The 20,002-nt window shown below is 63.5% G+C and carries 20 protein-coding genes; 12 read left to right on the top strand and 8 right to left on the bottom strand.

Going from position 1 to position 20,002, the window contains the following annotated elements:
- The first annotated feature begins 12 nt into the window (after positions 1-12).
- The 4 genes from PspTeo4_RS00185 (at position 13) to PspTeo4_RS00170 (ending at position 5,360) form a co-directional block, all read left to right on the top strand.
- A complete protein-coding gene (locus tag PspTeo4_RS00185) occupies positions 13-1,800 on the top strand; it encodes an N-acetylglutaminylglutamine amidotransferase (protein WP_322361821.1) in 1,788 nt (595 codons plus the stop codon).
- 3 nt (positions 1,801-1,803) lie between these two features.
- The gene (gene ngg, locus PspTeo4_RS00180) at positions 1,804-3,549 is read left to right on the top strand and encodes an N-acetylglutaminylglutamine synthetase (RefSeq protein ID WP_322361820.1); all 1,746 of its coding nucleotides are present in this window, start codon (positions 1,804-1,806) and stop codon (positions 3,547-3,549) included.
- 153 nt (positions 3,550-3,702) lie between these two features.
- Positions 3,703-4,887 (top strand): osmoprotectant NAGGN system M42 family peptidase, encoded by a 1,185-nt coding sequence (locus PspTeo4_RS00175; protein WP_322361819.1) that lies wholly within the window; start codon positions 3,703-3,705, stop codon positions 4,885-4,887.
- A 245-nt stretch (positions 4,888-5,132) separates the two neighbouring features.
- Positions 5,133-5,360, top strand: a complete 228-nt coding sequence (locus tag PspTeo4_RS00170) for a YheU family protein (RefSeq protein WP_051099660.1) — start codon at positions 5,133-5,135, stop codon at positions 5,358-5,360.
- A gap of 3 nt (positions 5,361-5,363) precedes the next feature.
- Here the strand turns inward: PspTeo4_RS00170 and csrA are convergent, their stop codons facing one another.
- Both csrA and PspTeo4_RS00160 read right to left on the bottom strand, forming a co-directional pair.
- A complete protein-coding gene (gene csrA, locus PspTeo4_RS00165) occupies positions 5,364-5,552 on the bottom strand; it encodes a carbon storage regulator CsrA (RefSeq protein WP_322361818.1) in 189 nt (62 codons plus the stop codon).
- A 128-nt stretch (positions 5,553-5,680) separates the two neighbouring features.
- The gene (locus PspTeo4_RS00160; protein WP_322361817.1) at positions 5,681-6,490 is read right to left on the bottom strand and encodes an SDR family oxidoreductase; all 810 of its coding nucleotides are present in this window, start codon (positions 6,488-6,490) and stop codon (positions 5,681-5,683) included.
- A gap of 294 nt (positions 6,491-6,784) precedes the next feature.
- Here PspTeo4_RS00160 and PspTeo4_RS00155 point away from each other — a divergent pair, with 294 nt between their 5' ends.
- A complete protein-coding gene (locus PspTeo4_RS00155) occupies positions 6,785-6,937 on the top strand; it encodes a DUF3309 family protein (protein ID WP_003252624.1) in 153 nt (50 codons plus the stop codon).
- 67 nt (positions 6,938-7,004) lie between these two features.
- Here the strand turns inward: PspTeo4_RS00155 and PspTeo4_RS00150 are convergent, their stop codons facing one another.
- The 3 genes from PspTeo4_RS00150 to PspTeo4_RS00140 form a co-directional block, all read right to left on the bottom strand.
- Entirely contained in the window at positions 7,005-8,669 is a 1,665-nt protein-coding gene (locus PspTeo4_RS00150) for a cation acetate symporter (RefSeq protein ID WP_322361816.1), read from the bottom strand.
- Positions 8,666-8,977 carry a DUF485 domain-containing protein gene (locus PspTeo4_RS00145; protein WP_023379239.1) on the bottom strand — a complete coding sequence of 104 codons (312 nt, stop codon included), beginning with the start codon at positions 8,975-8,977 and terminating at the stop codon, positions 8,666-8,668. The genes PspTeo4_RS00150 and PspTeo4_RS00145 overlap by 4 nt, the downstream gene beginning before the upstream one ends.
- Before the next feature lie 245 nt (positions 8,978-9,222).
- A complete protein-coding gene (locus PspTeo4_RS00140; protein ID WP_322361815.1) occupies positions 9,223-10,083 on the bottom strand; it encodes a glycine betaine ABC transporter substrate-binding protein in 861 nt (286 codons plus the stop codon).
- A 197-nt stretch (positions 10,084-10,280) separates the two neighbouring features.
- On the opposite strand from PspTeo4_RS00140, the gene PspTeo4_RS00135 reads away from it, so the two are divergent.
- Positions 10,281-11,846 carry a beta (1-6) glucans synthase gene (locus tag PspTeo4_RS00135; RefSeq protein WP_322361814.1) on the top strand — a complete coding sequence of 522 codons (1,566 nt, stop codon included), beginning with the start codon at positions 10,281-10,283 and terminating at the stop codon, positions 11,844-11,846.
- 302 nt (positions 11,847-12,148) lie between these two features.
- Here the strand turns inward: PspTeo4_RS00135 and PspTeo4_RS00130 are convergent, their stop codons facing one another.
- Positions 12,149-12,514, bottom strand: a complete 366-nt coding sequence (locus PspTeo4_RS00130) for a hypothetical protein (RefSeq protein ID WP_322361813.1) — start codon at positions 12,512-12,514, stop codon at positions 12,149-12,151.
- Positions 12,515-12,698: 184 nt separating this feature from the next.
- On the opposite strand from PspTeo4_RS00130, the gene PspTeo4_RS00125 reads away from it, so the two are divergent.
- Entirely contained in the window at positions 12,699-13,997 is a 1,299-nt protein-coding gene (locus tag PspTeo4_RS00125) for a serine/threonine protein kinase (protein WP_322361812.1), read from the top strand.
- Positions 13,990-14,799: a VacJ family lipoprotein gene (locus PspTeo4_RS00120; RefSeq protein ID WP_322361811.1), complete on the top strand. Its 810-nt coding sequence runs from the start codon at positions 13,990-13,992 to the stop codon at positions 14,797-14,799. The genes PspTeo4_RS00125 and PspTeo4_RS00120 overlap by 8 nt, the downstream gene beginning before the upstream one ends.
- Before the next feature lie 115 nt (positions 14,800-14,914).
- On the opposite strand, the gene PspTeo4_RS00115 is transcribed toward PspTeo4_RS00120, so the two are convergent.
- Both PspTeo4_RS00115 and PspTeo4_RS00110 read right to left on the bottom strand, forming a co-directional pair.
- Positions 14,915-16,057: a patatin-like phospholipase family protein gene (locus PspTeo4_RS00115; RefSeq protein ID WP_322361810.1), complete on the bottom strand. Its 1,143-nt coding sequence runs from the start codon at positions 16,055-16,057 to the stop codon at positions 14,915-14,917.
- 128 nt (positions 16,058-16,185) lie between these two features.
- Entirely contained in the window at positions 16,186-17,121 is a 936-nt protein-coding gene (locus PspTeo4_RS00110) for a lipid A biosynthesis lauroyl acyltransferase (protein ID WP_322361809.1), read from the bottom strand.
- Between the two features lie 111 nt (positions 17,122-17,232).
- On the opposite strand from PspTeo4_RS00110, the gene minC reads away from it, so the two are divergent.
- The 4 genes from minC (at position 17,233) to PspTeo4_RS00090 (ending at position 19,949) form a co-directional block, all read left to right on the top strand.
- Positions 17,233-17,991 (top strand): septum site-determining protein MinC, encoded by a 759-nt coding sequence (gene minC / locus PspTeo4_RS00105; protein ID WP_322361808.1) that lies wholly within the window; start codon positions 17,233-17,235, stop codon positions 17,989-17,991.
- 96 nt (positions 17,992-18,087) lie between these two features.
- Positions 18,088-18,900, top strand: a complete 813-nt coding sequence (gene minD, locus PspTeo4_RS00100; protein ID WP_322361807.1) for a septum site-determining protein MinD — start codon at positions 18,088-18,090, stop codon at positions 18,898-18,900.
- Between the two features lie 3 nt (positions 18,901-18,903).
- Entirely contained in the window at positions 18,904-19,158 is a 255-nt protein-coding gene (gene minE, locus PspTeo4_RS00095) for a cell division topological specificity factor MinE (protein WP_003252572.1), read from the top strand.
- Between the two features lie 155 nt (positions 19,159-19,313).
- The gene (locus PspTeo4_RS00090; protein ID WP_322361806.1) at positions 19,314-19,949 is read left to right on the top strand and encodes an RluA family pseudouridine synthase; all 636 of its coding nucleotides are present in this window, start codon (positions 19,314-19,316) and stop codon (positions 19,947-19,949) included.
- Positions 19,950-20,002: the final 53 nt, after the last annotated feature.

Below are 20,002 nucleotides of genomic sequence, written 5' to 3'. Positions count from 1 at the left end.
GGTTTACGTTACATGTGCGGATTAGCAGGAGAGTTACGTTTCACCCCCCTCAACCAAGCCCCTCGCCCGGCCGACCTCGCCGCGGTAGAGCGCATTACCCATCACTTGGCGCCACGTGGCCCCGACGCCTGGGGCTTCCATAGCCAAGGCCCGATCGCCCTCGGTCACCGTCGGCTGAAAATCATGGACCTGTCCGATGGCTCGGCCCAGCCCATGGTCGACAACACCCTGGGGCTGTCGCTGGCGTTCAACGGCGCCATCTACAACTTCCCCGAACTGCGCCAGGAGCTGCAGGACCTGGGCTACACCTTCTGGTCCGACGGCGACACCGAGGTGCTGCTCAAGGGCTACCACGCCTGGGGCGCCGCCTTGCTGCCCAAGCTCAACGGGATGTTCGCCCTGGCCATCTGGGAGCGCGACCAGCAACGCTTGTTCCTGGCCCGTGACCGCCTCGGCGTCAAGCCGCTGTACCTGTCGCGCAACGCTGAGCGCCTGCGCTTTGCCTCGACGCTGCCGGCGCTGCTCAAGGGCGGTGACATCGACCCGATGATCGACCCGGTCGCCCTCAACCATTACCTGAACTTCCACGCCGTAGTGCCCGCGCCACGCACTCTGCTGGCCAATGTGCAGAAACTGGAACCTGGCACCTGGATGCGTATCGACCGCCACGGCGAAGTCGAGCGCCAGACCTGGTGGCAGCTGCAGTACGGGCCGAACCTGGATGAACGCGAGCTCGACCTGGAAGGCTGGACCACCCGGGTGCTCGACGCCACCCGCGAGGCCGTGGCCATTCGCCAACGCGCGGCGGTGGATGTCGGTGTGCTGTTGTCCGGCGGGGTCGATTCCAGCCTGCTGGTCGGCCTGCTGCGTGAAGTCGGCGTGGACGACCTGTCGACGTTCTCCATCGGTTTCGAGGACGCTGGCGGCGAGCGCGGTGACGAGTTTCAGTACTCCGACCTGATCGCTCGCCACTACGGCACCCGTCACCACAAGCTGCGCATTGCCGAGCAGGAAATCATCGAGCAGTTGCCGGCCGCCTTCCGTGCCATGAGCGAACCGATGGTCAGCCACGACTGCATCGCCTTCTACCTGCTCTCGCGCGAAGTGGCCAAGCATTGCAAGGGCGTGCAGAGCGGCCAGGGCGCCGACGAGCTGTTTGCCGGTTACCACTGGTACCCGCAGGTCGACGGTGCCGAGGACGCTTACAGCGCCTACCGCGAAGCCTTCTTCGACCGCAGCCACGCCGAGTACCGCGACACGGTACAGGCTCCCTGGCTGCTGGAAACGGACGTTGCCGGCGACTTCGTGCGTGAACATTTCGCCCGCCCTGGCGCCCCCGATGCAGTCGACAAGGCCCTGCGCCTGGACAGCACGGTGATGCTGGTGGACGACCCGGTCAAACGCGTCGACAACATGACCATGGCCTGGGGCCTCGAGGCCCGCACCCCGTTCCTCGATTACCGCCTGGTCGAGCTTTCGGCACGCATTCCGGCCTGCTTCAAGCTGCCGGAGGGCGGCAAGCAGGTGCTCAAGCACGCCGCACGACGAGTCATCCCCCATGAGGTGATCGACCGCAAGAAAGGCTACTTCCCCGTCCCCGGCCTGAAACACCTGCAAGGCGCGACCCTGGACTGGGTGCGCGAGCTGCTGACCGACCCCAGCCAGGACCGTGGGCTGTTCAACCCGGCCATGCTCGACCGTTTGCTCAGCAACCCGCATGGCCAGCTGACCCCGCTGCGCGGCTCCAAGCTGTGGCAACTGGCGGCCCTGAACCTGTGGCTCAGCGAACAAGGAATCTGACCGATGAAAGCCCACGAAATCGCTTACGGTCAGCGCCTGCTGCGTGGCCAGTCGCCGTCCTACGAGCGCTTGCAGGCGCGCTTGGCCGGCGATGGCAGCGAGCCCCACGACCAGCCCCGGGCGCTGCACTGTGGCTGGGGCCGCCTGTTGATCGGCCACACTTACCCGGACGCCGCGAGCCTGGCCGAAGCGCTACAGGATGAGCGCCCCGGCGAGCGCGATATTGCCTTGTATGTGGCGGCGCCGCAGCAGTTGCTGGCCCAGGCGCCACACCAGCTGTTCCTTGACCCCTCGGATACCCTGCGCCTGTGGTTCACCGACTACCGCCAGGCACAGCGGGTGTTCCGCGGCTTTCGCATTCGCCGCGCCCAAAGCGAAGGCGACTGGCAGGCCATCAACAGCCTGTACCAGGCCCGCGGCATGCTGCCGGTGCAACCCGAGCGACTTACCCCGCGCCACCAAGGTGGGCCGGTGTACTGGCTGGCCGAAGACGAAGACACGGGCGCGGTCATCGGCAGCGTCATGGGCCTGAACCATGCCAAGGCTTTCGATGACCCAGAGCTGGGCAGCAGCCTGTGGTGCCTGGCCGTCGACCCACAATGCAGCCGCCCAGGTGTCGGCGAAGTGCTGGTGCGCCACCTGGTCGAGCACTTCATGAGCCGTGGCCTGGCCTACCTCGACCTGTCGGTGTTGCACGACAATCGTCAGGCCAAGCGGCTGTACCAGAAGCTGGGGTTTCGCAACCTGCCCACCTTTGCGGTCAAGCGCAAGAACGGCATCAACCAGCAACTGTTCCTCGGCCCCGGCCCCGAAGCCGGGCTCAATCCCTATGCCCGGATCATCGTCGACGAAGCGTACCGGCGCGGCATCGAGGTGCAGGTGGAGGATGCCGCCAGCGGGTTGTTCACCCTCAGTCTTGGTGGGCGGCGGGTGCGCTGCCGCGAGTCGCTAAGCGACCTCACCAGTGCGGTAAGCATGACCCTCTGCCAGGACAAGCGCCTTACCCGCCAGGCACTGCACTGTGCCGGGCTGCAAGTGCCGGTGCAGCAGTTGGCGGGCAATGCCGACGACAACCTGGCGTTTCTCGACGAGCATCGTGCGGTGGTGGTCAAGCCGGTCGATGGCGAGCAAGGCCAAGGGGTAGCGGTCAACCTGACCACCTTCGAGGAGGTTCGCCAGGCCATCGAACAAGCCCGTCATTTCGACAGCCGCGTGTTGCTGGAAAGCTTCCATCCCGGCCACGACCTGCGCATCGTGGTCATCGGCCATGAAGTGGTGGCGGCGGCCATCCGCCATCCGGCGCAGGTGGTCGGTGATGGCAAGCACAGCATCAAGCAGTTGATCGAGGCCCAGAGCCGTCGTCGCCAGGCGGCAACCGGCGGCGAAAGCCGCATTCCCATGGACGACGAGACCGCGCGTACCTTGCGCAGTGCTGGCCTGGATTACACCAGCGTGCTGCCCGCTGGCCAACGCCTGGCCGTGCGTCGTACCGCCAACCTGCATACCGGAGGCACCCTGGAGGACGTGACCGAGCGCCTGCACCCGGTGCTGGCCGATGCGGCGGTGCGGGCTGCCCGCGCCCTGGAGATTCCGGTGGTGGGCCTTGACCTGATGGTGCGCGATGTCGAGCAGCCCGATTACGTGATCATCGAGGCCAACGAACGGGTTGGCCTGGCCAATCATGAACCGCAACCCACTGCCGAACGCTTTGTCGACTTGCTGTTTGCGCATAGTCGGCCGTTGGCGTGAGTGGCTGATTTACAGAGGCTGTGCCGGCTTCTTCGCGGGTAAACCCGCTCCCACAGAGAACCCGCAGTTTTTCGGGCTTGTGGTGTCCCTGTGGGAGCGGGTTTACCCGCGAAAAGGCCGGTAAAGCCAACACAATGTTCAGAGGAGTGCCCCATGCCCGAACGACACCCCGAACCCGACCTCGACTACCTCAAACGCGTGCTCCTGGAGATGCTCGCCATCCCCAGCCCCACGGGCTTCACCGACACCATCGTGCGCTACGTGGCCGAGCGCCTGGATGAAATAGGCATCCCCTACGAACTGACCCGTCGCGGCACCATTCGCGCCACCCTCAAGGGCCGGCAGAACTCCCCCGACCGCGCCGTCTCTGCGCACTTGGACACAATCGGCGCCAGCGTGCGCCAATTGCAGGATAACGGCCGCCTGGCCCTGGCGCCGGTGGGTTGCTGGTCAAGCCGCTTTGCCGAAGGCAGCCGAGTCAGCGTGTTCACCGACACCGGGGTCTATCGCGGCAGCGTGCTGCCGCTGATGGCCAGCGGGCACGCGTTCAACACCGCCATCGACCAGATGCCGGTGAGCTGGGAACACGTCGAAGTACGCCTGGACGCCTACTGCGCCACACGGGCCGACTGCGAAGCCCTGGGCCTGGCCATCGGCGACTTCGTCGCCTTCGACCCACTGCCGGAGTTCACCGAGAGCGGCCACATCAGTGCCCGCCACCTGGACGACAAGGCCGGCGTCGCGGCATTACTGGCGGCGCTCAAGGCGGTGGTCGACAGTGGCCGCCAGCCGCTGATCGACTGCCACCCGCTGTTCACCATTACCGAGGAAACCGGCTCAGGCGCCGCCGCTGCCCTGCCCTGGGATGTGAGCGAATTCGTCGGCATCGATATCGCCCCGGTCGCGCCCGGGCAGGCCTCCAGCGAGCATGCGGTGAGTGTGGCCATGCAGGACTCTTCCGGGCCCTACGACTACCACCTGTCACGCCACCTGTTGAAACTGGCCGGCGACCAATGCCTGCCCGTGCGGCGCGATGTGTTCCGTTACTACTTCAGCGACGCTCACTCGGCAGTCACCGCCGGGCACGATATCCGAACGGCGCTGGTGGCGTTCGGCTGCGATGCCACCCATGGCTATGAACGTACCCACATCGACAGCCTGGCCGCACTCAGCCGCCTGCTATCGGGCTACCTGCTCAGCCCGCCGGTATTCGCCAGCGACTCGCACCCGGCCAACGCCTCGCTAGAGCGCTTCAGCCACCAGCTGGAGCACGATGCACAGATGGAAAGCGACACACGGGTACCGGCGGTGGACAGCCTGATTGGCAACAAGGGCTGAAGGCGGGCGGCTGCCTTGTATTGACCTTACTGGCCTCATCGCCGCGGTTCGTCGCCACGACAAGCCGGCTCCCACATGGACCGCGCTGAACCAGAGATCACTGCAGTACCTGTGGGAGCCGGCTTGCCGTGGCGACGAACCGCGGCGATGAGGCCAGTACAGGCACCACAAGCCGCAACCCGGCCCCCAACTTACCTGAGGTTTCGCGTAAGCTGCCCACACCTAAGCCCCAGAACGCACCGCTCATGCTGATCCCCTACGACCAACTGCAAGCCGAAACCCTGACCCGTCTGATCGAGGACTTCGTCACCCGCGACGGCACCGACAACGGCGACGATACCCCGCTGGAAACCCGTGTATTGCGGGTACGCCAGGCGCTGGCCAAGGGGCAGGCGTTCATCCTCTTCGACCCGGAGAGCCAGCAATGCCAGCTGCTGGCTCGCCACGATGTGCCACGGGAACTGCTCGACTGACCATCAGACGGGGTGCAGCTTGCGCTGCTCACCGGCCTTGATGCGCTTGTAGACCTCACTGCGGTGCACCGGTACTTCACGCGGTGCATCCACCCCCATGCGTACCATGTGATCACGTACCTCCACCACCTTGATTCGAATGTCGTCACCGATGGTGATGACCTCGCCGATTTCCCGCGTAATGACCAACATGCTCCGATCCTCCAGCAACAGGGAAAACTGGAGACTGCATCGGGGACATTGGACTACTCAACGGCTTGGCCAAAAATCAGAACCGTCTTACTTGTGGCGGTAAATTTCCCTACAGACAAACCCCGCAATCAGCGACTTTGAGCCTTCGCGCGCATCTTCACGGCCATCTCCGCCATCTCGTCGTACAGGCGTTCCGGAGCCTGGCGCTTGAGCTGCCAGGCCTGGCGTCCCGCCTCGTGAGGCAGGATCAGGAACTCCCCGGCACCAACTTGCCGATGAATATGTTCGGCAATTTCGGCAGCGTTGATCGGCGAGCCTTCCAGCAGCTTGCCCACCTGGGCCTTCATGGCTGGGTTGGGGCCACGGAACGAGTCCAGCAGATTGGTCTGGAAGAACGACGGGCATACCACATGAACCGCCACCTCCAACTGGCGCAACTCCACCAGCAGACTCTCCGACAGCGCCAACACGCCGGCCTTGGCCACGTTGTAGTTGCTCATGCCCGGCCCCTGCATCAACGCGGCCATGGAAGCGATGTTGATGATTCGCCCTCGGCTGCGCTCAAGTAGCGGCAGGAAGGCCTTGCACCCCTTGACCACGCCCATCAGGTTGACTGCGATCTGCCAGTCCCAGTCCTCCAGCGACAGCTCGGCGAAGAAGCCGCCCGAGGCGACACCGGCATTGTTGACGATGATGTCGATGCCGCCGAACTTCTCGTCACAGGCTTGGGCCAAGGCGGTGAGCTGGCTGTAGTCGCGCACGTCGCAGCGCTGCACGAAGCCGTCACCGCCAGCAGCGCGCGCCAGTTCGAGGGTTTCGCGCAGGCCGGCCTCGTTGACATCGGCCAACGCCAGGCGCCAGCCCTCGCGCGCCCAGCGCAGGGCGATCTCGCGACCGAGGCCGGAACCGGCGCCGGTGATCATGATGCGGTTTTGCATGGTGGCAGGCCTTGTTCTGACAAGTGATGAGCCGAGTCTAATCAAGGCAGGAGCGGGAGGCAGGGTTCATCAGGGTAGTGAATGGAACGACATGACCGGGTGGTCAGTACCGCTGCCATCGCCTGCAGAAAAAAGTCTACGAGCGCGTCGCTCATCCTGTGGGAGCCGGCTTGCCGGCGAAAGGGCCCGTGCGGGCAGCAAACAAATGGAATCTTTACCGTTACACACCAGTCCGATTTAGCAAGAGGCCAGCAGTCCGAGGCCCTTGACCCTCAACTACCCAAGGACTCCGCCATGACCACGATCCTCATCATCATCCTGATCTTGCTCTTGATTGGTGGCTTACCGGTCTTTCCACACTCGCGCAGTTGGGGCTATGGCCCATCCGGCATCATCGGCGTGGTGCTGGTGATACTGCTGGTGCTGTTGTTGCTCGGCATGATCTAGCCGACCTTGAACGAAAAAACCGCGATACGGACCTCCCCGTATCGCGGTTCTTGTTAGCCTTCAGCGCTTAGTGGGAAACCGCGCCGGAAGCCCCCAGGCCGGTCTGCGAACGAACGAACTGCGGGAAGAACAGTGCGCGCTCGTCTTCAGCTGCCTTGGATTTGTCGGTGACCGAGAAGAACCAGATACCGACGAAGGCAATCGCCATCGAGAACAGTGCCGGGTACTCGTACGGGTAGATCGGTTTCTCGTGGCCGAGGATCTGCACCCAGATGGTGGGCCCAAGGATCATCAACGTCACTGCACTTACCAGGCCCAGCCAGCCGCCGATCATGGCGCCACGGGTGGTCAGTTTCTTCCAGTACATCGAAAGCAGCAGCACCGGGAAGTTGCAGCTCGCGGCAATCGAGAAGGCCAGGCCGACCATGAAGGCGATGTTCTGCTTCTCGAACAGAATCCCCAAGCCGATCGCCAGCACGCCCAGGGCGACGGTGGTGATCTTCGACACGCGGATCTCGTCCTTGTCGTTGGCCTTGCCCTTGCGCCAGACGCTGGCGTACAGGTCGTGGGACACCGCCGAGGCACCAGCCAGGGTCAGGCCGGCAACCACCGCCAGGATGGTGGCGAAGGCCACGGCCGAGATGAAGCCGAGGAAGATGCTGCCGCCTACGGCATCGGCCAAATGCACCGCCGCCATGTTGTTACCGCCCAACAGCGCGCCAGCGGCGTCCTTGAACTCAGGGTTGGTGCTGACCAGCAGGATCGCGCCGAAGCCGATGATGAAGGTCAGGATGTAGAAGTAACCGATGAAGCCCGTGGCATACAGCACGCTCTTGCGGGCTTCCTTGGCGTCGCTGACGGTGAAGAAGCGCATCAGGATGTGTGGCAGGCCAGCAGTACCGAACATCAGTGCCAAGCCGAGGGAGAACGCCGAGATCGGGTCCTTGACCAGGCCGCCCGGGCTCATGATCGCCTCGCCCTTGCTGTGCACCTTGATCGCTTCGGAGAACAGGGTGTTGAAGTCGAAGCCCACGTGCTTCATCACCATCAGCGCCATGAAGCTGGCACCCGACAGCAGCAGTACGGCCTTGATGATCTGTACCCAGGTGGTGGCCAGCATGCCGCCGAACAGCACGTACAGGCACATCAGGATACCCACCAGGATGACCGCGACGTGGTAGTCCAGGCCGAACAGCAGCTCGATCAGCTTGCCGGCGCCGACCATCTGCGCGATCAGGTAGAACGCCACCACCACCAGCGAACCGGATGCCGACAGGGTGCGGATCTCTTTCTGCCCGAGGCGGTACGAGGCCACGTCGGCAAAGGTGTACTTGCCCAGGTTGCGCAGGCGCTCGGCGATCAGGAACAGAATGATCGGCCAGCCGACGAGGAAGCCGATCGAGTAGATCAGGCCATCGTAGCCAGAGGTGAACACCAGCGCGGAAATACCCAGGAACGAGGCCGCCGACATGTAGTCACCGGCAATCGCCAGGCCGTTCTGGAAACCTGTGATCTTGCCGCCAGCGGCGTAGTAGTCGGCCGCCGACTTGTTGCGTTTCGAAGCCCAGTAGGTAATGCCCAGGGTGAAAGCGACGAAGGCCACGAACATGGCGATCGCCGAGACGTTCAATGGCTGTTTCTGCACCTCGCCGGTCAGGGCATCGGCGGCCCACACGGCGGGTGCGAAAGCGCCGCAGGCCAGTACGGCCAAGGCTTTGGCGTGGCGGATCATTGTTGCGCCTCCTTCAGGATGGCCTTGTTCAGCTCATCGAACTCACCGTTGGCGCGGCGAACGTAGATGGCGGTGAGGACAAATGCCGAGACGATCAGGCCGACGCCCAGGGGAATGCCCCAGGTGATCGACGACTCAGGGCTGAGCTTGGCGCCCAGAATCTGAGGACCGTAGGCGATCAGAAGGATGAATGCGCAGTAGAGGCCGAGCATGATCGCCGAGAGAACCCAGGCGAACCGTTCGCGTTTGGTGACCAGCTCCTTGAAGCGGGGGCTGTTTTGTATCGAGAGGTAAATGCTGTCGTTCATTGTTTTTGTCCTAGCAGCACAGATAGGGGATGAAACCCACACCCTCACTTTATGCTGCCGTTGGACGCCAACCAGACGACCTTAGTCTTAGATGCAACGGTGTTTTACAGAATTTGCAAAAAACGGGGCCGCTTTGCGCCCCATCGCAGGCTTCGCCAGCTCCCACGGGTGTCTGAAGCCTTTCACTTCCCCGTGGGAGCTGGCGAAGCCTGCGATGGGGCGCAAAGCGGCCCCTGTTCAGAAAATTACTTGCCAGTCCACTCCTTGACCCGCTCCGGGTGCTTGGCCACCCAATCCTTCGCCGCCGCTTCAGGCTTGGCGCCTTCCTGAATCGCCAGCATCACCTCGCCAATCTCGTCCTTGGACTGCCAGTTGAACTTCTTCAGGAACTCCGCCACTTCCGGCGCCTTGGTTGCAAGTTCCTTGCTGCCGATGCTGTTCACGGTTTCTGCAGCGCCGTACACGCCTTTAGGGTCTTCAAGGAACTTCAGCTTCCACTTGGCGAACATCCAGTGCGGCACCCAGCCGGTCACGGCAATGGACTGCTGCTTGGCGTAGGCACGGCCCAGTTCCGCGGTCATCGCCGCACCGGAGCTCGCCTGCAGCTTGTAGCCGGTCAGGTCGTAGTCCTTGATGGCCTGGTCGGTCTTGAGCATCACACCGGAGCCGGCGTCGATGCCGACGATCTTCTGCTTGAAGGTGGTGTCGGTTTTCAGGTCGGCAATGCTGACCGCCTTGACGTACTCGGGGACGATCAGGCCGATCTTGGCGTCCTTGAAGTTCGGGCCGTAGTCGACCACGTTGTCCTTGTTCTTGGCCCAGTATTCGCCGTGGGTCACTGGCAGCCAGGCCGACAGCATGGCGTCGAGCTTGCCGGTGGCCACGCCCTGCCACATGATGCCCGTGGCCACGGCCTGCAGCTTCACGTCATAGCCGAGTTTTTGCTTGATCACTTCTGCGGCCACGTTGGTGGTGGCCACGCTATCGGCCCAACCGTCCACGTAACCTATGCTTACTTCTTTGGCCATTGCCTGTGCAGCGCTCATGGCCAATACCAGGGCGGTGCCCACACCCAGGAAACGACGCATTTTTGTAAAAGTAGCCATCAAAGCATTCCCTCGTCAGGTCTTGGAGATTGCATCATCTTCCTGACACAAAGCCCCCCCTGCTCCATCTGCGACCTCCACCCGAACCATATGCGACAGCACTTCGCCATTAGCGCCATATGCCTACACAGGTCTGCGCGATCCTTGCATGCCAAAGGATTGGCGCCGGGCTACTATCTACCCTTTTGTGCCTGACGATGGACCGCCTGATGCCCACTGCCGCCCGCTGGATGCTGCCCTTGTACCTGCTTGCCTGCCTGCTCGCCCTGATCGGCCTCGGGGCGCTCTGGTACGGGCTTGGCAAGCCGGTGCACCTGGCCGACGCAGCCAGCCCCACGCACAAGCTGCAGTGCGCCTCGTACACACCGTTCGACAAGGACCAGTCCCCCTTCGACCAGCCCTTTCGCCTGCGCCCGGCACGCATGGACGCCGACCTGGCGCTGCTGGCCGAACGTTTTCAGTGCATCCGCACCTACTCCATGACCGGTCTTGAGGCGATTCCCGCACTGGCCCGCAAGCATGGCCTGAAAGTGATGCTCGGGGCCTGGGTCAATGCCAACCCGGTGGATACCGAGAAGGAAGTGGACTTGCTCATCGCGGCGGCCAACGCCAACCCGGATGTGGTCAGCGCGGTGATCGTCGGCAACGAGGCGCTGCTGCGCAAGGAAGTCACCGGCGAACGTCTGGCGGGGTTGATCGCCAAGGTCAAACGCCAGGTCAAGGTGCCGGTGACTTACGCCGATGTCTGGGAGTTCTGGCTGCAGCACCCTCAGGTGGCGCCGGAGGTGGACTTCCTGACCATCCACCTGCTGCCCTACTGGGAGGACGACCCTCGCGGTATCGATGATGCCCTGGCCCATGTCGCGCAGGTACGCCAAGTGTTTGGTGAGCGCTTCGCGCCAAAGAACATCCTGATCGGCGAAACCGGCTGGCCCAGTGAAGGCCGCCAAAGGGAAACCGCAGAGCCCAGCCGCGTCAACGAAGCGCGCTTCATCCGTGGCTTCGTCGCCTTGGCCGAGACCAACGGCTGGGATTACAACCTCATCGAAGCCTTCGACCAGCCGTGGAAGCGCGCCAGCGAGGGCGCAGTGGGCGGGTACTGGGGGCTGTATGACGCCGACCGGCAGGACAAGGGCGTACTTGAAGGGCCGGTGAGCAACCTGCCCTATTGGCCGCAGTGGTTGCTGGCTTGCGCGGTGTTGATGGTGACCCTGCTGCTACTGGCCGGGCGCCCTGCGACCCCTGCCGCAGCCTTGCTGCTGCCGCTGTTGGCGGCGTTCGGTGCGGGCTGCCTGGGGCTGTGGGGCGAACTGATGCGCACCCATGCGCGCTTTGCCGGGGAGTGGGCATGGGCCGGGTTGCTGGCAGGGCTGAATCTGCTGGTGGTGATGCATGGCGTGCTGGCGCTGGCGCACGGCGAGGGTTGGCGAGCGCGTCTGTTCGCCTGGCTGCAGGCGCGGGCGGGATGGTTGCTGCTGGCAGCAGGCTTTGCGGCGGCGGTGAGCATGCTGGCGATGGTGTTCGACCCGCGCTATCGCAGCTTCCCCACCGCTGCGCTGGCTTTGCCCGCGCTGGTGTATCTACTGCGGCCCGTGCCGGCGGCGCGGGCCGAGGCAGCCTTGCTGGCGTTCATCGTTGGCGCGGGGGTGGCGCCGCAGTTGTTCCGCGAAGGGCTGGAAAACCAGCAGGCGTGGGGCTGGGCGGTGGTCAGTGTGCTGATGGTCGGGGCTTTGTGGCGCAGCTTGAGGGTGCGCTCGGGTTGATTAGGCATCACGATGTGTCGTGACGTAGAGGTGCATGCCTTAGTGTTTTTAGCGCCTGGGGGATCGAGCGCCGCCCGCGCGGCGCATCGCGAGCAAGGCTCGCTCCTACGTTTGTTTCGGGCCAGTTATGCCTGTTGGAAATGCGCGCGAACGCTTTGGCGCATGGCGCGATATCGAGTCGTACAAACAAGGCGGTCGCGCGCGCCTGTCACAGGCGTTATTGGCCGTAAACAAACGTAGGAGCGAGCCTTGCTCGCGATGCGCCGCGCGGGCGGCGCTCGATTTGCGCCCCACCACACAACTCAAACCGTACTCCGCCGAACCAACCGCAACCCAGCCAGCACTACCGCGAACACCGCCAGGCTGGCGGTGTACAGCACCAGCGCCGGTATCCCGAACAGCAGCGCCAGCACCGCGAGCCACCACCCTGCCCGTCCCGGCACCACCTGCGCCAGCAACGCCAACCCCAGCCCGCCCCAGGCAATCACCTGGTAATGAATCCCCAACCCCAGCAACGCACGAACCTGGCACTGCCAATACTCACCCGGCGCCGTGCATAACCCGACCCACTGGCCATCCTCCATCAGCCCATAACGCACGCCGTAACTTGCAGCCAGCCACAAGGCCAGGGCCGACAACAGTGCGATGGCAGGCAGCGTACGAGACATCCAGTTCTCCAATAGCGGTAATCGAAAGGATCCATGATCGCCCAAGCCCTCAGGTAAGGCAAAATCGTGGCCATACAGCTACTTTGCAAATAACGAGCACACCAAAGGCCACGACACCTGGCAACTTTGCCTACTGAATCGTGGTCCTAGCCTGACCTTGCTTGCGTACTTTCCGGGGGATTACATGCTTCGACTTTGGCGCCTAGCCGCCCTACTTGGCGGCCTGCTGATGGCTGTGGCCGCATCGGCGCGGGACATTGACGCCGCGAGCTACGGCTATCCCTTGACCAACCCGTTCGAGGCGACCATCGCCACCACGCCGCCCGACCAGCGCCCGACGCTGCCCAGCGACGATGACATCACTCAGTCCGATTACAGCCTGAACCTGCGCCCCGAGCGTGAATTCACGCTGCCCGACAATTTCTGGTCGGTGAAAAAACTCAAATACCGCCTCGCCCGCCAGGACCGCGAGGCACCGCTGATTTTCATCATCGCCGGTACCGGAGCCCCCTACACCAGCAGCATCAACGAATACCTGAAGAAACTGTTCTACCAGGCCGGTTTCCATGTGGTGCAGCTGTCCTCACCTACCAGCTGGGACTTCATGAGCGCCGCCTCGCGCTTCGCCACCCCCGGGGTCAGCAAGGAAGACGCCGAGGACATGTACCGGGTGATGCAGGCGGTGCGCGCGCAACACCCGCGCCTGCCAGTGAAGGACTTCTACCTGACCGGCTACAGCCTGGGTGCGCTGGACGCAGCGTTCGTCAGCCACCTCGACGAAACCCGTCGCAGCTTCAACTTCAAGCGCGTGCTGCTGCTCAACCCACCGGTCAACCTGTACACCTCCATCAACAACCTGGACAAGCTGGTGCAGACCCAGGTCAAAGGCATCAACCGCAGCACCACCTTCTACGAGCTGATGCTGAAAAAGCTCACCCGCTACTTCCAGGAGAAGGGCTACATCGACCTCAACGACGCGTTGCTGTACGACTTCCAGCAATCGCGCCAGCACCTGTCCAACGAACAGATGGCCATGCTGATCGGCACCTCGTTCCGCTTTTCGGCGGCCGACATCGCCTTCACCTCCGACCTGATCAACCGCCGCGGCCTGATCATTCCGCCGAAGTTCCCGATCACCGAGGGCAGCAGCCTGACGCCATTCTTCAAGCGTGCCCTGCAGTGCGACTTCGATTGCTACCTGACCGAACAGGTCATCCCCATGTGGCGGGCACGCACCGACGGCGGCAGCATCTTGCAGCTAATCGACCAGACCAGCCTCTATGCCCTGGAGGACTACCTGCGCAACAACTCGAAGATTGCGGTGATGCACAATGCTGACGACGTCATCCTCGGCCCAGGCGATATCGGTTTCCTGCGCAAGGTGTTCGGCGATCGCCTGACCCTTTACCCCCATGGCGGCCACTGCGGCAACCTCAATTACCGCGTCAACAGCGACGCCATGCTGGAGTTTTTCCGTGGTTAAGAAACTGCTGCTTGTCACCGCCCTGCTCGCTGCCGGCAACACCTTGGCCGCTGAGACGGCGCCACGGGCCAGCGTTGTAGAGGCTGACCCGGTTGTTACCCCAGAATCCGACGGTTTTCTCGACCCACTGCGCGCGCTGAAATTCAACCCCGGGCTCGACCAGCGCGAATTCGAACGCTCGACCCTGGAAGCCTTGAACATCTATGACCCGCTGGAGTCGATCAACCGGCGCATCTACCACTTCAACTACCGCTTCGACCAATGGGTGCTGCTGCCGCTGGTCGACGGGTATCGCTACATCACCCCAAGCTTCGTGCGTACTGGCGTAAGCAACTTCTTCAACAACCTGGGTGATGTACCGAACCTGGCCAACAGCGTGCTGCAACTCAAGGCCAAGCGCTCGGCGCAGATCACTGCCCGACTGATGTTCAACACGATCATCGGCGTTGGCGGGTTGTGGGACCCGGCGACCAAGATGGGCCTTCCACGCCAGAGCGAAGATTTCGGCCAGACCCTGGGGTTCTATGGCGTACCTGACGGGCCTTACATCATGCTGCCGATCCTGGGGCCGTCGAACCTGCGCGACACCACCGGGACTGTGGTGGACTATGCCGGTGAACAGGCGGCCAACTACCTGAATGTTGCTGAGGTCAGCACCGATCACCCGGAAATATTCGCCCTTCGCGCGGTGGACAAGCGCTACACCACCAACTTCCGCTATGGCCAGCTCAACTCACCGTTCGAGTACGAGAAGGTGCGGTATGTGTATACCCAGGCGCGCAAGTTGCAGATAGCGGAATGAACAGGGCCGGCCCCATCGCCGGCAAGCCGGCTCCTACATGTACTGCAATGATCTTGAGGTCGTCGCGGTCCATGTGGGAGCCGGCTTGCCGGCGATGAGGCCGGTGATGACACCCTCAAATCCCCAGGAACTGACACAACTCCCGGCGCTTGGCCAAGGCATCACGCCGCCCCAGTTCGATCAGTTCACTGCAATAACTGGCCTCGAACAGCAGGTAGCTCAACACCCCCGCCCCGCTGGTCCGGGTCGCCCCCGGACCACGCAGGAACAGCCGCAACGCCGCCGGCAGCTCACGCCGATGCCGCGCGGCGATCTCGTCCAGCGGCTGGCTGGGCGCAACCACCAGCACATCGATCGGCGCCAGCCCCAGGCGCCGAGCATCCAGGTGGGCAGGCAACAGGTGGCTGAGGTGGTTGAGGCGCTGGAGCAACTCGATGTCGTCTTCCAGGCTGTCGATGAACGTGCTGTTGAGCATGTGCCCACCGATCTGCGCCAGGCTTGGCTGCTGGCCACTGAACACCCGCTGGGTTGGCAGCGGCGGCGACGGCCGCTGGGGGTTACCACTGACACCCACCACCAACACCTTGCTGGCGCCCAGGTGCAAGGCCGGGCTGATGGGCGCGGACTGGCGCACCGCACCGTCGCCGAAGTATTCCTCGCCCAGCCGCACCGGCGCGAACAGCAGCGGGATGGCCGCGCTGGCCAGCAGGTGATCAATGGTCAAGGCCGTGGGCACACCGATGCGTCGGTGGCGTAACCACGATTCGATGGTGCCGCGGCCTTGGTAGAAGGTCACCGCCTGCCCGGATTCGTAGCCGAATGCGGTGACCGCCACGGCGCGCAGTTGTTCGCTGGCCAAGGCATGGCCGATGCCATCCAGGTCCAGATGTGAATGCAGCAGACGACGCAGTGGGCGGTTGTCCAGCAGCGCGACCGGAACTGGCCCGCCCAGCCCTGCCAGGTTATGCGCGACGAAACGGCTGGCCTGACGGATGACACCGGGCCAGTCGCTGCGCAGCACCAGGTGGCTGCGAAAGTTCTGCCAGAACGCGGTAAGGCGGTGCACCGTTTCGGTGAAGCGTGTGGCGCCGCTGGCCAGGGTCACGGCGTTGATGGCGCCGGCCGAAGTGCCGACGATGACCGGGAACGGGTTGGGGGCACCGGGAGGCAGCAGTTCGGCGATGCCGGCCAGCACACCGACCTGATAGGCGGCACGGGCACCGCCGCCAGAGAGGATCAGGCCGGTGGTTGGGGTCATCCATTTCTCCTTGGCATCGCGCTTGTCGGTACGGGCCCCTTCGCGGGTAAACCCGCTCCCACAGGTGTATCTACCGCCACTGTGGGAGCGGGTTTACCCGCGAAGGGGCCGGAACTGGCACGACTTGGTCAGCGTTTTTTCTTGTCGTAAAGCCGCGGCGCACCCTCTGGGCGCGACTTGAAGCGCCGGTGCGCCCACAGGTACTGCTCGGGGCATTCGCGCAACACGCCCTCAATCCACTGATTGATGCGCAGGCAGTCCGCCTCTTCGCTTTCACCCGGGAAATCGGCCAGCGGTGGATGCACCACCAGACGATAGCCACTGCCGTCTTCCAGGCGCTTCTGGGTGAACGGAATTACCTGCGCCTTGCCCAGGCGGGCAAACTTGGTGGTGGCGGTCACGGTAGCCGCCGGAATACCGAACAGCGGCACGAACAGGCTCTGCTTGGCGCCGTAGTCCTGGTCCGGTGCATACCAGATCGCCCGGCCCGAACGCAGCAACTTGAGCATCCCGCGCACGTCTTCACGCTCCACGGCCAGCGAATCGAGGTTGTGCCGCTCGCGGCCACGACGCTGGATGAAGTCGAACAGCGGGTTGCCATGCTCGCGGTACATGCCGTCGATGGTGTGCACCTGGCCCAGCAACGCAGCGCCGATTTCCAGGGTGGTGAAGTGCACGGCCATCAGAATTGCGCCCTGGCCGGCCTGCTGGGCGGCCTGCAAGTGCTCGATGCCCTCGATGTGCGCCAGGCGTGCCAGCCTGGCCTTGGGCCACCACCAGCTCATGGCCATTTCGAAGAAGGCGATGCCGGTGGAGGCGAAGTTGGCCTTGAGCAAACGTCGCCGTTCGTCGTCGGACAGCTCCGGGAAGCACAGCTCAAGGTTGCGCGCGGCGATGCGCCGGCGCTCACCGGCCACCCGGTACATCAGCGCACCCAGGGCGCCGCCGAGCCACAACAGGGCGCGGTAAGGCAGCTGCACCACCAGCCACAGCAGGCCCAGGCCCAGCCACAGGCCCCAGAATCGCGGGTGAAGGAAATAGGGTCGAAAACGCGGGCGGTCCATTGAAGCTTCCGGCAAGACAAAGACCGCGCATTCTACATCGGTTCGCCGCCGGTTGCGGCCAACCGGTCTTATCGTTATAAGTCAGGGCACTTTTTTCGCAACAAGCCGTCTATGCAGACCATGAGCCCAAACCACACACCCGACACCGCCTCCGTGTTCCAGCTCAAGGGCAGCATGCTCGCCATCACTGTGCTGGAACTGGGGCGTAACGACCTCGAGGCCCTTGACCGCCAGCTGGCGGCGAAAGTGGCCCAGGCCCCGAATTTCTTCAGCAACACGCCGTTGGTACTGGCGCTGGACAAGCTGCCGGCCGACGAAGGGGCGATCGACCTGCCCGGGCTGATGCGCATCTGTCGCCACCATGGCCTGCGGACCCTGGCGATTCGCGCCAACCGCATCGAGGACATCGCTGCGGCGATCGCCATCGATCTGCCGGTGCTGCCGCCGTCCGGCGCCCGGGAGCGGCCGCTGGAGCCCGAGCCCGAGGTGAAGAAGCCCGAACCGGCCCCTGCTCCGGCGCCGGCCCCCGAGCCAGAGGTGCGGCCGACCCGCATCATCACCTCGCCCGTGCGTGGCGGCCAGCAGATCTACGCCCAAGGTGGCGACCTGGTGGTCACCGGCTCCGTCAGCCCGGGCGCGGAACTTCTCGCCGATGGCAACATCCATGTGTACGGCGCCATGCGCGGCCGTGCCCTGGCAGGTATCAAGGGCAACACCAAGGCGCGTATCTTCTGCCAGCAGATGACTGCCGAAATGGTCTCGATCGCCGGCCAGTACAAGGTTTGCGAAGACCTGCGCCGCGACCCGCTGTGGGGCTCGGGGGTGCAGGTCAGCCTGTCCGGCGATGTGTTGAACATCACCCGTCTTTAACGGATACTTGCCGGCATTTTTAGGCAACATTTTGTGCGTTGCCGTTTTTTGTATTTTGCAGGGACCCGCGTCCCGTTTATTTAGGGGTGAAACACCTTGGCCAAGATTCTCGTGGTTACTTCCGGCAAGGGGGGGGTGGGCAAGACCACCACCAGCGCCGCCATCGGTACCGGCCTCGCTCTGCGCGGCTTCAAGACTGTCATCGTCGACTTCGACGTGGGCCTGCGTAACCTCGACCTGATCATGGGCTGCGAGCGCCGCGTGGTGTACGACTTCGTCAACGTGGTCAACGGCGAAGCCAACCTGCAGCAGGCCCTGATCAAGGACAAGCGCCTCGAGAACCTGTTCGTGCTGGCCGCCAGCCAGACCCGCGACAAAGATGCCCTGACCCAGGAAGGCGTGGAAAAGGTGCTGATGGAGCTGAAGGATACCTTCGACTACGTCATCTGCGACTCGCCGGCCGGTATCGAGAAAGGTGCCCACCTGGCGATGTACTTCGCCGACGAAGCCATCGTGGTCACCAACCCTGAGGTTTCCTCGGTGCGTGACTCCGACCGCATGCTGGGCATCCTGTCGAGCAAGTCGCGTCGCTCCGAGAACGGCGAAGAGCCGATCAAGGAACACCTGCTGATCACCCGTTACCACCCAGAGCGCGTCGAGAAGGGCGAAATGCTCAGCATCGCCGACGTCGAAGAGATCCTGGCGATCAAGCTCAAGGGTGTGATTCCCGAGTCCCAGGCCGTGCTCAAGGCTTCTAACCAAGGTATCCCGGTCATCCTCGACGACCAGAGCGATGCCGGCCAGGCGTACAGCGACACCGTCGACCGCCTGCTGGGTAAAGAGAAGCCGTTGCGCTTCATCGATGTGCAGAAGCAAGGATTCTTCGCGCGCCTGTTTGGAGGCAAATAAACCATGAACCTTTTTGACTTCTTTCGTGGCAGACAGAAACAGACCAGCGCGTCGGTAGCGAAAGAGCGTCTACAGATCATCGTGGCGCATGAGCGCGGCCAGCGCAGCGAGCCGGACTACCTGCCGGCCCTGCAGAAAGAACTGCTTGAAGTGATCCGCAAGTATGTGAACATCGGCAACGATGATGTGCACATCGAGCTGGAAAACCAGGGTAGCTGCTCGATTCTGGAACTGAACATCACCTTGCCTGACCGCTGATCCGGCGAGCAGGTTGATCATTGGGGCTGCTTTGCAGCCCATCGCCGGCAAGCCGGCTCCTACAGGGTCCACGCTGTACCTTTGGGAGCTGGCTTGCTGGCGATGGGCCGTAAAGCGGCCCCAATGCTTTCCCCTCAAGACACTGAGAACCCGCAATGCCGCTGTCGAACATCCAGATCCTTCACGAAGACGCCGCCATCCTGGTGATCAACAAACCGACCTTGCTGCTGTCGGTGCCAGGCCGTGCCGAGGACAACAAGGATTGCCTGATCACCCGCCTGCAGGAAAACGGCTACCCGGACGCGCTGATCGTCCATCGCCTGGACTGGGAAACGTCAGGCATCATCCTGCTGGCCCGTGATGCCGACAGCCATCGCGAGCTGTCGCGCCAGTTCCATGACCGGGAGACCGAAAAGGCCTACACCGCACTGTGCTGGGGCCAGCCGGCGCTGGACAGCGGCAGCATCGACCTGCCGCTGCGCTACGACCCGCCCACCAAGCCAAGGCATGTGGTGGACCACGAGCAGGGCAAGCACGCCCTGACCTTCTGGCGCATCATCGAGCGTTGTGGCGACCACTGCCGGGTCGAGCTGACGCCGATCACCGGGCGCTCGCACCAGTTGCGCGTGCACATGCTGTCGATCGGCCATCCGCTGCTGGGGGACCGGCTGTATGCCAACCCTGAAGCGCTGGCGGCCCATGAGCGGTTGTGCCTGCATGCCTCGATGCTGAGCTTTACCCACCCGGTTTCCGGGGAGCGGTTGAAGTTCGAGTGCCTGGCGCCGTTCTGATTTTGCCGGGCCTTCGCCGGCCTCTTCGCGGCTAAAGCCGCTCCCACAGCTCT

The sequence above is a fragment of the Pseudomonas sp. Teo4 genome (assembly GCF_034387475.1).
Lineage (GTDB): Bacteria > Pseudomonadota > Gammaproteobacteria > Pseudomonadales > Pseudomonadaceae > Aquipseudomonas.
Note: the sequence above shows the minus strand (reverse complement) of the source record. Positions and strands in the feature narration are given on the sequence as shown.